This window comes from Kribbella sp. NBC_01245, from assembly GCF_036226525.1.
Taxonomy (GTDB): domain Bacteria; phylum Actinomycetota; class Actinomycetes; order Propionibacteriales; family Kribbellaceae; genus Kribbella.
In genome coordinates this window covers 2525158-2539889 of sequence record NZ_CP108487.1, presented here as the reverse complement: position 1 = coordinate 2539889, position 14732 = coordinate 2525158, and the positions used below count along the sequence as shown (strand labels likewise).

Annotated in this window: 13 protein-coding genes; 4 read left to right on the top strand and 9 right to left on the bottom strand. The window is 66.1% G+C overall.

Annotated elements, in window-relative coordinates:
• The first annotated feature begins 139 nt into the window (after nucleotides 1-139).
• The 3 genes from OG394_RS11190 (at nucleotide 140) to OG394_RS11180 (ending at nucleotide 3956) form a co-directional block, all read left to right on the top strand.
• Nucleotides 140-1213 (top strand): glycoside hydrolase family 172 protein, encoded by a 1074-nt coding sequence (locus tag OG394_RS11190; protein WP_328995108.1) that lies wholly within the window; start codon nucleotides 140-142, stop codon nucleotides 1211-1213.
• Between the two features lie 21 nt (nucleotides 1214-1234).
• Complete coding sequence (locus OG394_RS11185; protein ID WP_328995107.1) at nucleotides 1235-1960, top strand: polyprenol monophosphomannose synthase; 726 nt, start codon at nucleotides 1235-1237, stop codon at nucleotides 1958-1960.
• 760 nt (nucleotides 1961-2720) lie between these two features.
• Nucleotides 2721-3956: an IS110 family transposase gene (locus OG394_RS11180; RefSeq protein WP_328992274.1), complete on the top strand. Its 1236-nt coding sequence runs from the start codon at nucleotides 2721-2723 to the stop codon at nucleotides 3954-3956.
• 322 nt (nucleotides 3957-4278) lie between these two features.
• Here OG394_RS11180 and OG394_RS11175 read toward each other — a convergent pair whose 3' ends face one another.
• The 5 genes from OG394_RS11175 to OG394_RS11155 are packed head-to-tail and all read right to left on the bottom strand — an operon-like array spanning nucleotide 4279 to nucleotide 9344.
• Nucleotides 4279-5760, bottom strand: a complete 1482-nt coding sequence (locus tag OG394_RS11175) for an acyl-CoA synthetase (RefSeq protein ID WP_328995106.1) — start codon at nucleotides 5758-5760, stop codon at nucleotides 4279-4281.
• A gap of 13 nt (nucleotides 5761-5773) precedes the next feature.
• Nucleotides 5774-7084: an MFS transporter gene (locus OG394_RS11170; protein ID WP_328995105.1), complete on the bottom strand. Its 1311-nt coding sequence runs from the start codon at nucleotides 7082-7084 to the stop codon at nucleotides 5774-5776.
• A gap of 9 nt (nucleotides 7085-7093) precedes the next feature.
• Entirely contained in the window at nucleotides 7094-7552 is a 459-nt protein-coding gene (locus OG394_RS11165) for a MaoC family dehydratase (protein ID WP_328995104.1), read from the bottom strand.
• Nucleotides 7549-8433, bottom strand: a complete 885-nt coding sequence (locus OG394_RS11160) for an amidohydrolase family protein (RefSeq protein ID WP_328995103.1) — start codon at nucleotides 8431-8433, stop codon at nucleotides 7549-7551. The genes OG394_RS11165 and OG394_RS11160 overlap by 4 nt, the downstream gene beginning before the upstream one ends.
• Nucleotides 8433-9344 carry an SDR family oxidoreductase gene (locus OG394_RS11155; protein WP_328995102.1) on the bottom strand — a complete coding sequence of 304 codons (912 nt, stop codon included), beginning with the start codon at nucleotides 9342-9344 and terminating at the stop codon, nucleotides 8433-8435. Before OG394_RS11155 ends, OG394_RS11160 begins: the two co-directional genes overlap by 1 nt.
• A gap of 120 nt (nucleotides 9345-9464) precedes the next feature.
• Here OG394_RS11155 and OG394_RS11150 point away from each other — a divergent pair, with 120 nt between their 5' ends.
• Nucleotides 9465-10322, top strand: a complete 858-nt coding sequence (locus OG394_RS11150; RefSeq protein WP_328995100.1) for a PaaX family transcriptional regulator — start codon at nucleotides 9465-9467, stop codon at nucleotides 10320-10322.
• Here the strand turns inward: OG394_RS11150 and OG394_RS11145 are convergent.
• From OG394_RS11145 to OG394_RS11130, 4 genes are read right to left on the bottom strand one after another with little or no spacing between them, the layout of a single operon-like run.
• Entirely contained in the window at nucleotides 10291-11367 is a 1077-nt protein-coding gene (locus tag OG394_RS11145; RefSeq protein ID WP_328995099.1) for a LacI family DNA-binding transcriptional regulator, read from the bottom strand. The two genes, OG394_RS11150 and OG394_RS11145, sit on opposite strands and share 32 nt — an antisense overlap.
• Nucleotides 11364-12182, bottom strand: coding sequence for a carbohydrate ABC transporter permease (locus OG394_RS11140; RefSeq protein ID WP_328995098.1), 819 nt, complete (start codon nucleotides 12180-12182; stop codon nucleotides 11364-11366). The genes OG394_RS11145 and OG394_RS11140 overlap by 4 nt, the downstream gene beginning before the upstream one ends.
• Entirely contained in the window at nucleotides 12179-13144 is a 966-nt protein-coding gene (locus OG394_RS11135; RefSeq protein WP_328995097.1) for a carbohydrate ABC transporter permease, read from the bottom strand. The genes OG394_RS11140 and OG394_RS11135 overlap by 4 nt, the downstream gene beginning before the upstream one ends.
• Entirely contained in the window at nucleotides 13141-14430 is a 1290-nt protein-coding gene (locus OG394_RS11130; protein ID WP_328995096.1) for an ABC transporter substrate-binding protein, read from the bottom strand. The genes OG394_RS11135 and OG394_RS11130 overlap by 4 nt, the downstream gene beginning before the upstream one ends.
• Nucleotides 14431-14732 lie beyond the last annotated feature (302 nt).

Genomic DNA, 14732 nt, shown 5'->3' with positions numbered 1-14732 from the left:
ACGCTGCCTCGATCAGTTAATGCCACATCTGGAATATAACTTCTGGGGCATGTTCAGGTCGCCCAAAACTTTGACCAGAGTGTGAGAAATCGATTTCCAACCGTTCCGGAAGGGCGTGCTGTTGCCTAAGGTCGGGCGCATGATCAGTGGAATGAGTGCGCTGTCCGACGTGCAGACCCGGTCGATCAGCGCGGAGAACCCGACCGGTGAGCCCGGCCAAGGCGGTCGTCGTACCGAGGGGACTGGTGCGAACGCGGCCCGCGACCTGGGGCTCGGCTGGAAGGTGTCGCCGTCGATCGAGATCGGGCCGGGCGAGACCGCGACGCTCGCCGACATCGCTGGCCCGGGGTGTGTCACGCACATTTGGCTGACCACCCATCGGGACAACTGGCGCCGGCTGATCTTCCGCGCCCGCTGGGATGGCGATGAGCGGCCCGCTATCGAGACTCCGATCGGCGACTTCTTCTGCTCGGGCTGGGGTGAGTTCGCTCAGGTCAACTCCGTGCCGGTCTCGGTGAACCCGAATGGCGGCTTCAACAGCTACTGGGAGATGCCGTTCCAGGATCGCGCGACGTTCACGGTCGAGAACACGCATGACGAGCCGGTCATCGTGTACTTCCAGATCGACTACTGGCTTGGGGCGGTCCCCGAGGGCTCCGCGTACTTGCACGCCCAGTGGCGCCGGAGCAACCCGCTGCCGTCTCAGGAGGTTCACACGCTCCTGGACGGTGTCGAGGGCCCGGGCCACTACGTCGGCACGTATATGGCGTGGGGCGTCAACAGCTCCGGCTGGTGGGGTGAGGGTGAGGTGAAGTTCTACCTGGATGAGGACCTAGACGCGGCTGAACCGTTCCCGACGATCTGTGGCACGGGTACGGAGGACTACTTCGGCGGAGCCTGGAACTTCGACCTGGGTGAAGACCAAGGCGGCTACGCCACGTTCAGTACGCCGTACTTGGGGCTGCCGCAGATCCTGCGTCCGGACGGGTTGTACCGGAGTCAGCAACGGTTCGGTATGTACCGGTTCCACCTGCCCGACCCGATCCGCTTCCGCTCCAAGCTGCGGGTGGACGTACAGGCGCTGGGGTGGCGTTCGGGCGGCCGGTACCTCCCGCTGCAGGACGACATCGCCTCAACGGCCTTCTTCTACTCAGCGGTCACCAGCACTTCCCGACCGGACACCCCGACGGCTGACTCCATGGAGATCCTGTAGTGCCGGTAGGCTTCGGCCATCATGGAACTGAAGACCACCGTCGTCGTGCCCACCTACAACGAGCGGGAGAACCTGCCCAAGTTGGTGGAACTCCTTACGGCGTTGAAGATCCCGAACCTGCACGTCCTGGTAGTGGACGACAACTCCCCGGACGGTACGGGTGAGGTGGCGGACAAGCTCACCACCGAGGCGGAGATCCCCGTCGGCGTCGTACACCGCACGGTCAAGGACGGCCTCGGTCGCGCCTACGTGACGGGGATGACGCGCGCCCTGGACGAAGGCGCCGACATCGTCATCCAGATGGACGCGGACCTCTCCCACCCGAGTGAGGCGATCCCGCGCATGCTGGAGAAGCTCAGGACCACCGACGCGGCCGTGGTCCTCGGCTCCCGGTACGTCCCCGGTGGCGCGACGGCGAGCGACTGGCCGTGGCACCGCAAGGCGCTGTCCGCCTGGGCCAACTTCTACGTGAACGCGATCCTGCGCCTGCACGTGAAGGACGCGACCGCCGGCTTCAAGGCTTGGCACGCCGAAACCCTGCGGGCGATCGATGTCGGGTCGGTCCAGAGCAACGGCTACGCCTTCCAGGTCGAGATGAACTACCGCGTGGTCAAACGCGGCCTCGCCATCGCCGAAGTCCCGATCCACTTCGAAGAACGCAGCGAAGGCGTCTCCAAAATGAGCCTCTCGGTACAGATCGAGTCAGCCCTGGTGCCCTGGAAACTCCGCTTCACCCGCCGCCCCTAGCCCCACCTCCAGCCCGGCCAAGCCCAGCCAAGGGCGGCAGCTATCAGGGGGACGGGTGAGGTCTGACCGGGTGTGGTGATGGCATTGCGCTGCCGCGTCGGGTGTGCCGTGCACGGGTGACGGCTTCCCGAGCGGATTGGACGTTTTCCGGCCCGGAAAACGTCCAATCCGCTCGGGAAGATGCACGCGGCCCTCGCCGTGCGTCGAGTCGTCGGGGTGGACTCACGAAGATGGTCCGCGGGCTTCGGGGAGCGGCGAGTCGTGGGCTGTGGTGCGGGAAAGCCCTTGCTCGACGCGATAAGCCACGACTCGAATGGATGGCGGACCGCCAGGTCCACACGGTGACCCGAAACCGGCCGATCGCCCCGAAAACGGCCACCGCGTGGACCTGGAGGTCCGCGAAACCCCACGCGGCAGCATGCGCGGCAATCGGGCGCGGCAGCATGCGCGGCAACTCGACGCGGCAGCGTGTGGGACAGCTAGACCCGGTCAGACTTCACCCGTCCCCCTAATGGGTGTTATCGGGTCGGTCGCTGGCAGACTCGGTGTCTGTGGTCGCTGGTAGGTGAGCACTCCGTACCCCCGGGCTTTGAGTCCTGGTATCAGAGCGTGCCCTTGCTGGTGGTCGGGAGATGTGAATGGCTGATGGGGTGTCGTGCCTGCCGCTTTTCGGGTGGTGTGAGCACTGATCCATTAGGGCGCCGGAATCTCCTGCGGGCTACTCAGACACTCATCGAGTGCGTGACGGGAGAAATTCATCGTGTTGTTCGTTGGTGACGACTGGGCCGAAGATCATCATGACCTCGAGGTCCAAGACGATCAGGGCCGGGTGCTGGGCATTCGCCGGGTCCCCGAGGGGGTCCAGGGGATGGTGAAGTTCCATGAGCTGATCGCGCAACACTTGCCTGATGATGGTGGCCCCGGCCAGGTGATGGTCGGGATCGAGACCGAGCGGGGTCCGTGGGTGGCCGCGTTGATCGCGGCGGGTTATGTGGTGTTCGGGGTGAACCCGAAACTGGCCGCGAGACATCGTGAGGTGGTGTCGTTGTCGGGTGCCAAGGACGACAAGACCGACGCGCACAGCCTGGCCGACATGGTCCGGACCCGGCGTCACCAACTCGTGGCCACCGAGGCCGATTCGCAGCTCGCGGCCGGGGTGAAGGTGCTGACCCGGGCGCATCAATCGCTGATCCAGGAACGGACCCGGCACATGCTGCGGATGCGGTCGGCGTTGCTGGACTACTTCCCGGCCGCGCTGGAGGCGTATCAGCAAGGGACGTTGACGTTGACCAGTCCTGATGTGCTGGCGTTGCTGGCCAAAGCGGCCACCCCGGCGGCCGCGGCGAAACTCACCACCGGCCAGATCACCGCCGCGCTGAAAACGGCTCGCCGGCGCGGTGATCTGCCCAGCCGGGCCGCCGCGATTCAGGCCGCGCTGCGCACCGAGCAACTCGGCCAGTCCGAGATCGTGGCCGACGCCTACGCCGCCACGGTCCGTTCCACGGTGGCGATCCTGCAGGCCCTGAACACCGAGATCACCGGCCTGCAGGCAGGGGTCGAGGCCTATTTTGGCCGGCACCCGGACGTTGAGATCTACCGCAGCCTGCCCGGCCTCGGACCGATCCTCGGCGCCCGGGTGCTGGCAGAATTCGGCGACGCCCCAGGCCGCTACGCCGACGCGAAATCCCGCAAGAACTACGCCGGCACCGCACCCCTCACCCGCCAATCCGGAAGGCTGAAAACGGTGCACGCCCGGTTCGTCCACAACAACCGGCTCGTCAACGCCCTCGACCAGCAAGCCGGCGCCGCCATCCTGCGTGACCCACACACCCGCGCCTACTACGACGAACTCCGCACCCGCGGCCACGGCCACCACGCCGCGCTACGACAACTCGCCAACCGGCTCGTCGGCCTCCTCCACGGCTGCCTCAAAACCGGCACCCACTACGACACCCACACCGCCTGGGCCCACCGCACCAAAACCACCGCCGCTTGACTCCCTAGCACTAGGGATGTCTGATAGCTGCCGCCTTTGGCCGGTTCGGGGTGGGTCAAGGGCGCGTCAGCGTCGGCGGTAGCCGATGGAGCCCTTGACGCGGCCCGGGCCGGCCTGACAATTCGGAAGAAGTCAGGGGGACGGGGGCAACCAACACAACCCGGGCCGACGTGGAGACCGGGCTGGCCATTAGCGTTGATTCGTCCGAATCCGCCCGCCTACGTCCGCTTTCACCTGACCCGCCGCCGGCAGGGGCGAGCGGATGCAGACGAATCAACGCAGAGGGGAGGGTGCGCGTTGTGCGTCGGGGGCGGTGTGGAGGTTAGGGGTAGGTGCGGAGGGTGGCTTTTTGGACTTTGCCGGAGGCTGTGCGGGGGAGGGTGGGGAGGAGTTGGAGTTGGGTGGGGATTTTGTACTTGGCGAGTTTGTCTTGTAGGTAGGCGTGGAGCTCGGCGGTCGTCAGGGACTGGCCGGATTGGCAGACGATGAAGGCTCGGCCTACCTCGCCCCATCGCTCGTCGGGTACGCCGACGACTGCGACTTCGGCCACGGCCGGGTGACCGAAGATGGCGTTCTCCACCTCGGCCGGATAGACGTTCTCGCCGCCGGAGACGAACATGTCCTTCACGCGGTCGACGATCGTGAGGTAGCCCTCGTCGTCCACCTTCGCCATATCCCCAGACGCGAACCATCCAGACCGAAGTGACGCATCAGTGGCGAGTGGGTTGAGCCAATACCCAGGCGACACCTGCGGCCCTTGGATCAGCACCTCGCCGGCCTCGCCCACGGCCACGTTCTCGCCATCGGCTCCGACCACGCGGATGTCACCGAAGAAGACCGGCGGCCCGGCCGTCCCGGCCTTCCGCACACTCTCGCGCGACTCGAGGAAGGTGGCGCCTGGCGAGGTTTCGGTCAGACCGTAGCCCTGGCAGAACACCAGTCCGCGCGACTGGTAGATCCGGATCAGCGTCTCTGATACCGCCGCACCCCCGCACATCAAATGCCGCAATGACGAAAGGTCCGCCGACGACCAGCGCGGCGAATTCGCCAGGTCGGCGTACATGGTGGGAACGCCGAACATCCACGTGACGCCGTAGCGCGCGATCAGGTCGTACGTGCTGTCGACGTTCCACCCGCTGGTGAGTAGGCAGCACCCGCCCTTGAGGAACGTAGGCAGCAGCGTCTGGCCAAGCGCCGCCACGTGAAATAGCGGCGCCGACACCAACGTCACCTCGTCCGACGCGACATCCGTGCCAATGATGACGTTGTAGGTATTCCAGATCAGATTGCCGTGACTGAGCATCGCGCCCTTGGGCTTCCCAGTCGTCCCCGAGGTGTACAGGATCAGCGCGATCTCATCGAGCTCGACCAGCTGATCCACAAATTCAGAAGACCCGCTGGAGATCCAGTCCTCAAACGAGTCCAGGGATACCTGCAACAAGGGTCCGCTCAACGACGCAACAACGTCCGCATAAGCGGGCGAATGCACCAGAAGGGATGGAGTGCAGTCGCCCAGCATGTACTGCACCTCCGACGCGGTCAGCCGGAAATTGAGCGGCACGAACACCCCGCCCACCAGATGCGTGGCGAACATCGTCTCCACAAAAGCAGGGTGGTTCGGCCCCAGATACGCAACCCGGTCGCCCGCACCGACCCCCGCGGCCCGGAGGCGGTCGGCCACCCGGTTGACGCGCGCCGCGAGTTCGCCGTACGTGATCGGGTGGTCGTCGTCGACGAAGGCGGTCCGGCCGGGCGTCATCCGTGCCCGCCTGGCCGGCCAGCTGCCGAGTCCCGCGTTCAGCATTCGGTCCTCCAGGTCAGGCAGAAGTCGGCAAGGTCACGGTCACGGCGTCCCGCGGCATCAAGTCTCGCCGGTTGGTCTCCTTCAGCGCCAGTACGCACGCCGCGGTCAGCAGGCAGAACCCCGCCAGCGTCGACGAGATCACCAGAGTGGCGCCAGAGCCCACCGACTGCTGGATCTGCGCGAAGAGCAAAGGCGTGAACCCCGCCCCGAGCCCCGCCAGCTGATACCCGAGGGAGGCGCCCGTGTACCGACTCTCCGTACTGAACAACTCGGTATAGAGCGCCGCCAACGGCCCGTACATCATCGGGTGGATCACCGCTTGCCCCACGATCAACGCGATCACCAGGAGAACGTTGCTCTGGGCATCAAGTAGAGGGAACAGTAGGAACCCGTAGACCGCCATCACCAGCGCACCCACCAGCACGATCGGCCGTCGCCCGAAGCGGTCCGAGGCCGCCGACCAGCCGAGGATGCCGACGATCGCACACGCGGAGGACAACGTGAGCGCATTCAGGATGCTCTGCCGGCTGTGCCCCGCGCCGACGCCGTACGACAAGGCGAAGATCGTCAACGTGGCCTGCGCGACGAACGCCGACAGCCCGACGCCGACTCCCAGGGCAAGCGTTCGCGGATGATCCCGCAGTACGTCGAGCACCGGCGGGCGTCGTCGCGGCTCAGAGGTCTGAACCGCTTTGAACGCGGGCGTTTCGTCCACCTTCAAGCGTACGAACAGCCCGACGCCGAGCAGCAAAATGCTCAACAGGAAGGGAATTCGCCAACCCCAGCTGAGGAATGCCTCGTCGCCCACCACGGCCGCCGTACCGGTCAATGCGGCAGTGGAAAGTACGACGCCACTGGGCGCGCCGGCATTGGTGAAACTCGCCCAAAGACCACGTCTAGTAGTCGCGTGTTCGGCGGACATCAGGACGGCTCCGCCCCATTCGCCACCAACCGAAATGCCCTGCAGAATCCTCAGCAGAACAAGGCCGATCGGCGCAAGTACGCCCACCTGAGAATAGGTCGGAAGTACGCCGATGAGGGTGCTGGCGACACCCATCAGCGTCATCGTGATCAGCAGCATCCGTTTACGCCCGAGCAGGTCACCGAAATGCCCGAAGATCACCCCACCCAAGGGTCGAGCGATATATCCCGTGGCCAAGGTGCCAAAGCTGGCAATGGTCGCGGTGAGTGGATCGAGGGACGAGAAAAAGACCTTGTTGAAGACGACCGCGGAGGCCGTCGCGTACAGCAGAAAGTCGTAGTACTCGATCAGGCTGCCGAGATAACTGGACAGCACAGCTCGGCGAAGTTGCATTTGAGACATCGCATGCTCCTAGGCGTAGTGGCGGTAGACGGCCTGCGCGACGCAGGCGGGCTTGCCGCCGCCGTCCATCACGACGGTGAAATCGAGCAACATCTGGACGCCGTCCCCGGCGACCTCCTTGACCTCGACGACCGTGCCGGTCAGCCGGATCTTCTTGCCCACCCGGACCGGGCTCGGGAAGCGGACCTTCTCCAGGCCGTAATTCACGCTCATCCGCACGCCGTTGATCGCGAGCAGCTCGTTGAAGAGAGGGATCACCAGCGCCAGGGTCAGGTACCCGTGCGCGATCGTGCTACCGAACGGCCCGGTGGCGGCGCGCTCGGGATCGACGTGGATCCACTGGTGGTCGTGGGTGGCGTCGGCGAAGGTGTTCACCTGCTCCTGGGTAATCTCCATCCAGTCGCTGTGCCCGAGGCTCTTGCCCTCGAGCGCCTTGAGTTCGTCGAGGCCGTTGACGGTGACGGTCATACCTGCTCCATCGGGTCGGTGAGCCCGAGCAGTAGCGCCGCGTTGTCCTTCAGGATCTTCCGGCGTACGTCGGGTTTGAGGTCGAGTTGTTCGAAGTCGGCGAGCCAGCGATCGGGCGTGATCACCGGGTAGTCGGAGCCGAAGAGGACCTTGTCCTGCAAGAGGGAGTTCGCGTACCGCACGAGCTGCGGCGGGAAGTACTTCGGCGACCACCCGGACAGGTCGATAAAGACGTACGGCTTGTGCGTCGCGATCGCCAGCGCCACGTCCTGCCAGGGGAACGAGGGGTGCGCCATGATGATGCGCAGCTCCGGGAAATCCACTGCCACGTCGTCGATCAGCAGCGGATCGCAATACTTCAGGCGAATGCCACCACCACCCGGTACGCCGGCACCGATGCCCGTCTGACCGGTATGGAAGAGCGCGGGCACACCGAGTTCCTGGATCACCTCGTACATCGGGTAGGCCATCCGGTCGTTCGGCGCGAACCCCTGCAGCCCCGGGTGGAACTTGAACCCGCGCACGCCGTACGACTCCACCAGCCGCCGAACCTCCCGCGCCCCGGCCTGGCCCTTCCACGGATCGACGCTGGCAAAGGGAATCAGCACGTCCGGGTATTCGGCACAGCTCGCGGCGATCTCCTCATTGCCGATCCGCGGATGCCCCATCGCATGCTCGGCGTCCACAGTGAACACGACCGCGGCCATCCGGCGCTCGCGGTAGTACCCGGCCATCTCGGCGATCGTCGGCTGGCGATGCCCGTGCGCCCCGAAGTACGTCGCGGAGGCGGCGAGCAGCTCCGGGCTCAACGACGTACGCCCGTCGGCCGACACCTCCGCATGCGTGTGTACGTCGATGGCGACGAGCTGTTCGACGTCCATCAGGACACCGGTGCCTTGGGCAACGGAATGCCGTACGTCTCGGGCTCGGCGCCGACCCCGTCGTGCCAGGACGACGCGAGGTGGTCCGCGGTCCAACCGCCGTTGGCGAAAGCGACGGCCTTCTCGCGTGGGTGGGACCAGAGCGCGAGGCGGTCGCCGCCGATCCCGATGGCTTGGCCCGTTACCTCATCGGCGGCGTCCGAGGCGAGGTAGACGATCAACTGGGCGACGTCCTCGACCGTGCCGAGGCCTTCCTCCTTGCGCAGCCAGTCCGGCAGGGCTTCGCCAGTTCGCTCGGCCGCCGAGATCGCGGGCGCGAAGGCCGGAATGGTCTTGGTCATCTCGGTCGCAGCCACCGGTACGACGGCGTTCACCGTGATCCGGGCCTTCGCGAGCTCGAGCGCCCAGGTGCGCGCCATCGCGACGATCCCGGCCTTGGCCGCCGCGTAGTTGGTCTGGCCGAAGTTGCCGCGTTGGCCGGCGGGGGAGGAGATCAGGATCAGCCGGCCGCCTTCGTCCTGCGCGCGCATTTGGGCGGCGGCCGCGCGGGCGCAGGTGAACGTTCCGCGCAGATGGACGGCGATGACCTGGTCGAAATCGTCGTCGGTCATCTTCCAGAGCACTCGATCGCGCAGGATGCCCGCGTTCGTCACCATCGCGTCGAGCCGGCCGAACCGCTCAACCGCCGTACTGACCAGCTGCTCGGCCACCTCGGTGGTGCCGACCGGCGCGACGACGGCGACGGCCTGGCCGCCGTTCGCCTCCAGCGCCTTGACGACGGCGGAGGCGGCTTCGGCGTCGAGGTCGTTCACCACCACCGAGGCGCCCGCGGCGGCAAGGGCTTCGGCGTACGCCCGGCCAAGGCCTCGGCCGCTACCGGTGACAACGGCGACCTTTCCGGTCAGATCCATGGGTTACTCCTCACGTGGGGTTGGCCTGATCAACATAGGGCGATATCGTGACGAGCGTCAATAATCTGCCCAACATCAATTTCGCGGCGATGCGGAGAGAGGCGGTCTACCCTGGAGCGCGTGACGACTGGCCCCGATGACGACAGTGGTTTGAGCTACTCGGCGCGGCCGCAGTCGCTGATGCTGAGCTTTCTCGGCATCTACCTGATGGGTCGCGGTACGGCGATCTACAGCGGCAGCTTCATCGACGTGTTCGAGCGGGTCGGGGTGTCCGAGGAGGCCGTGCGGTCGACGCTGACCCGGATGGTCAAACGCGGTCTGCTGGAGCGCCATCGCGACGGCCGGCGCGTCTATTTCGGATTGACCGAGCGGGCGACCGGCGTACTGCAGGACGGCGAGGCGCGGATCTGGCGTACCGGTGCGGTCAACCGCGACTGGGATGGGACGTGGACGCTGGTCGGCTTCTCGTTGCCCGACACGCGTCGCAGCGATCGCCACGATCTGCGCTCCCAATTGGTCTGGGCCGGCTTCGGCAGCTTGCAGAACGGGTTGTGGATCGCGCCGGGCAGCAAGGACGCGGCCGCGATCGCGAGCGAGCTCGGGCTGACCGATCACGTCACGGTCTTCACCGCCCGGCCGGCGAAACCGACCGAGTCGGCCGACCTGGTGCGCAAGGCCTTCGACGTCGAGGCGATTGCCCAGCGCTACCAGGCATTCCTCGGCCGGTGGGACGTGGACGAACCGCTGAAGGATTTCGCCGACGACCTGGCCCGGCAGCTGACCTTGCACACCGACTGGCTGCAGCTGGTCCGGCAGGACCCGCACCTACCGGCCGAGCACCTCGATCCGGATTGGCCGGCCATCCGCGCGGAGAAGGTGTTCCACCGGTTGGCCGAGCGCTATCGCGGCCCGGCCGGGCGAATCGCGGCCGAGGTGCTACAGGAGATCACGCCGACTGGCGTTTCACCAGACGCGTAGGCAGGATCAGCGGGCTCGGGTCGTTGCCCGCCATGAGCGCGAGCAGCATGCGGCCCATCTCCTGGCCGAGCGCCTCGACCGGCTGGTGGATCGTGGTCAGCGGGGGATCGGTGTGGCGCGCACCGGCCAGATCGTTGAACCCGACCACGGCCACGTCCTCCGGCACCGCCCGGCCGTGCTGCCGCAGCACCTTCAGCGCGCCGACGGCCATCGTGTCCGAGGCGACGAACACCGAGTCCAGGTCGGGCCAGCGCTCCAGCAGCCGGGACATCGCCCGCACGCCGCTCTCCTCGGTGAAGTCGCCCGGCTCGACCCGTTCGCTGCCGAGGCCCGCGATCGCCAGAGCCTCCTGGTAGCCGCGATACCGTGCGGCGCCGGCGCCCTCGTCGAGCGAACCGGTGATGGTGGCGATCCGGGTCCGCCCGCTGTCGATCAGGTGCTCGGTCGCGAGGCGTGCGCCGCCGCGGTTGTCGGCATCCACGTAGTACTTCGGCTCGAAGGTGAGCGGACGACCACCGAACACGACCGGCAAGTGCGACCGGTCGGCCAGCCCGGCGAGCGGGTCGTCCCCGTGTAGAGACATGAGCATCACGCCATCTGCCTGACGATTGCGCAGCACCTGCTCGAGCTTGGCCTGACCACGCGTGGACGTGGCGAGCACCAGCATCAGCTCGAGATCGGTCTCCTCCAGGACGGCGTTGACGCCCACGATGACCTGACCGAAGAACGGCTCGGCGAACATGGCCGGATTGTCACCCGACACCGCGAGCACGACCGCGCCCACCTGGTTGGTCGCCAACGCGCGAGCCGTTGCGTTCGGCACATAACCGAGATCCTGTACGGCGCGCTGGACCGCTTCGCGCTTGGCCCGGCTGACGTGCGGCGCGTTGTTGATCACCCGCGACGCGGCGGAACGGGAGACGCCGGCCCGCTCCGCGACCTCGTCGAGGGTCGGCTGGCGCCTGGGCGTCTCGATCGCCATCACGTCCTCTTTCTCGGTGTGCCCGCTGAGCCTAGTCGGCCGCGGCCCCGAATCCGTTGTCATGCGCGCACCGCGCCGTCCATGATGCCGCTGATGATCTGCTTGCCGAAGAGGATGAAGACGGCCAGTAGCGGCAGCGTTGCGATCAGTGTGCCGGTGAACATCAACGTGTAGTCGGTGTAGTACTGCGTGGCGAGTTGGCTGAGCGAGAACTGCACGGTCGGATTGTCCGATTCCAGGATGGCCAGCGGCCAAAGGAATTCGTTCCAGGTGCCCATGAACGTGAATAGCCCGAGTACGGCGGCGCCAGGTCGCAGGGCCGGCGCGACCACTCGCCAGAACAGGCCGAAGGTGCTGCAGCCGTCCAGTCGCGCCGCCTCGATCAGCTCGTCGGGGACGGCGCGCTCGGCGTACTGGCGCATCAGGAAAACGCCGAACGCCGAGACCAGGAACGGCACGATGACCGCCTGGAGCTGGTTCTGCCAGCCGAGCTTCACCATCACCATGTACAGCGGGACGATGCCCATCTGTACCGGCACCATCATGGTGGCGAGTACGGCGACCAGCAGGATGTTGCTGCCGCGAAAGCGCAACTTGGCAAAGGCGAAACCGGCCAGTGACGAGAAGAACACCACCGAGACCGTGACAGCTGTTGCCGCGATCATCGAGTTGATCATGCCGAGGGCGAAGTGGGCGTCTTCCGTGCCGAACAGGCGGGCGATGTTCGCGCCGAGGTTGCCGCCGGGCAGCAGTGGTGGTGGCATCTGGCCGATGACGTCGTTCGAGCGGGTGGCGACGACGAACAGCCAGTAGAGCGGGAAGACCGAGAGGCCGATCGCGACGATCAGGGTCGCGTAAACCAGCTTGTTGCCCTTCACTGGGTGCCTCCTTTCAGGCGCCGGGCGATGAGCGCATTCAGGCCGCCGGCGATCACGGTGATGACGAAGATCGCCAGCGCGATGGCCGAACCGTAGCCGTAGTCGAAGTTGGTGAAGCTCTGCTCGAACATGTACATCGCGATGGTCTGGAACTGCCGCAGGCTGCCGCCCGAGATATCGCCCTGACCGAACAGCAGCGGTTCGGTGAACAACTGCATTCCGCCGATCGTCGACATCAGCGCGGTGAAGATCAGGGCCGGCCGGATCAGCGGCACCGTGATGCGCCAGAACTGGCGAATCTGGCCCGCGCCGTCGATCGCGGCCGCCTCGTACAGGTCCTTCGGAATCGACTGGATCGCGGCGAGGTAGATCAGCGCGTTGTAACCCATCCAGCGCCAGTTCACCATCGTCGCGACCGCGATCCAGGACGAGCCGACGCCGGCCTGCCAGTCGATCGGCTCGAAGCCCACGAGCCCGAGGATCCCGTTGACCAAGCCGGTGTCGCGGCCGAAGAGCTGACCGAACACGATCGCGACGGCGGCCACCGAGGTGACGATCGGCGCGAGAATGCCGAGCCGGAACAGCATCAGGCCTCGCAACGGCCGGTTCAGCAGACCCGCGATGATCAACGCGATCACCAACTGCGGGACGGTCGAGAGCACGAACAGGCCGAGCGTGTTCCAGAGCGCGTTCCAGAAGTCGGGGTCCGCGAAAAGCCTTGTGTAGTTGGCGGTTCCGACAAAACCCGCGTCTCCGGTGAGGTCCCACTCGCGCAGGGAGACCCAGGCCGTGTAGCCGAGCGGGAACAACCCGAACACGGCGAACAGCAGGAAGAACGGCGCCACGAAGAAGTACGGCGATCCGTGCACGTCCAGCCGGCTCCAGCGGCCGGCCTTGCGGCCCTCGGGATTCGAGGGCCGCGCCGGTTTCGTGCGGTTGGGTCGGATGGCGGTGAGGGTCACTGCGGCACGGCCCGTCGGGCGTCCGCGAGGGCCTTCGTCCACGCCTCCTCGGGACTGAGCTTGCCCTGCTCGACCGCGGTCAGCGCGTCACCCACGCCATCGCCGATGACCTGGTTGTCCGGACCGAGGTAGACCGGCTTGAGGCTCTTCGCGCTCTGGCCGAAGATCTTGCCGACCGGGGCCTTGCTGAAGTACTCGTTGGTCGCGCTCGACACGGCCGGGTCGTCGATGGCCTGCGGCGAACTCGGGAAGTTGTTCTTCGACTTGAAAGCGCCGATCTGGCCCTGGGGACTGGTCAGGAACTTGGCCAGCTCGGCGGCCTCCTTCTGGTGCTTGCTCTGCGCCGGTACGGCGAGGAAGGACCCACCGCGTACGGCGCCTTCGCCCGGGACGCGGGCGACATCCCACTTGCCGGCGTTCTCCGGGCCGGCCTGGTCGGTGATCACGCCGAGCATCCACGCGGGGCAGGGAATGGTCGCGAACGTGCCCGTCTTGAAGGCCGCGTTCCATTGCGGGCTCCACATCTGCAACTTGCCGGACAGACCCGCGCCGATCATGCCGACGGTGGTGTCCCAGGCCTTGCGCACACCGGGGTTCTGGTCGATGACCAGCTTGTTCGAGGTGTCGAAGTAGGTGTGATCGCCCTGCTGCATAAGGATGTTCTGGTAGACGCTGCCGGCGTTGTCGAAGAAGCTCGAGCCGGTGTTGGCGGCGGTGAACTTCTTGCCCGTCTCCAGGTAGCCGTCCCACGTCGGCCAAAGCTTGCCGACCTCTTCACGATCGGTCGGCAGGCCTGCCTTCTTGAAGAGGTCCGTCCGGTAGCACATGCCCTGGGCGCCGATATCCGTGCCAAGGCCGACGAGCTTCTTGCCGTCAGTGGTGAGGGCCTGCTTCCACTTCCAGGCGAGGAAGTTCTTCTCCAGGCTGGCAGCGCCGTGGTCGAGCAGGTTGACGAACTGGTCGGGCTTGCCCATCAGCTTGACCAGGATGCCCTCTTCGAGCGCGACGACATCGCCCGCGCCGCTGCCCGCGGTCAGCCATTGCTGCAACTTGGGCGTGTAGTCGGCGAGTTTGGCGATGTTGTCCTCCTTGATGACAACACCCGGATGGTCCGCCTCGTACTGCTTGTAGAGGTCCTCGTAGCCGAACTTGCCGAACGTCTTCACGGTCAGCGTGACCTTGCCGTCGGCGCTCTCCGCCGGGTCGTTGCCACCGCAGGCGGCGGTGACGGTCAGCAGGGCGATCGTGACGGGCAGGGCGAGCGCTTTCGCCAATCTTGTGCTCATGGACCTCTCCAGGGAATATCCGGGGACTGCTGATGACTACCAACTGGCACTGAGAGCGCTCCCAGTTTCGTGAACGCCCACGCCGGGGTGACGCCGCTGGTGGGGCGGTCACGGCCAGGAACTTTCTCCGCCGGTCACCAGAAACTGGAAACCAAACCGGGAGCGCTTCCAGTGAGGATAGGCACAGCCTGGGCAACTTGGGAAGGGCTTTCCCTCCTTGAAGTCAAGCGATTCCTCGCTCTTGACAGCAAGTTGCCGCCTGGAGAACATTCGGTTGACGCCGCTGGATCGATGGCAAAACT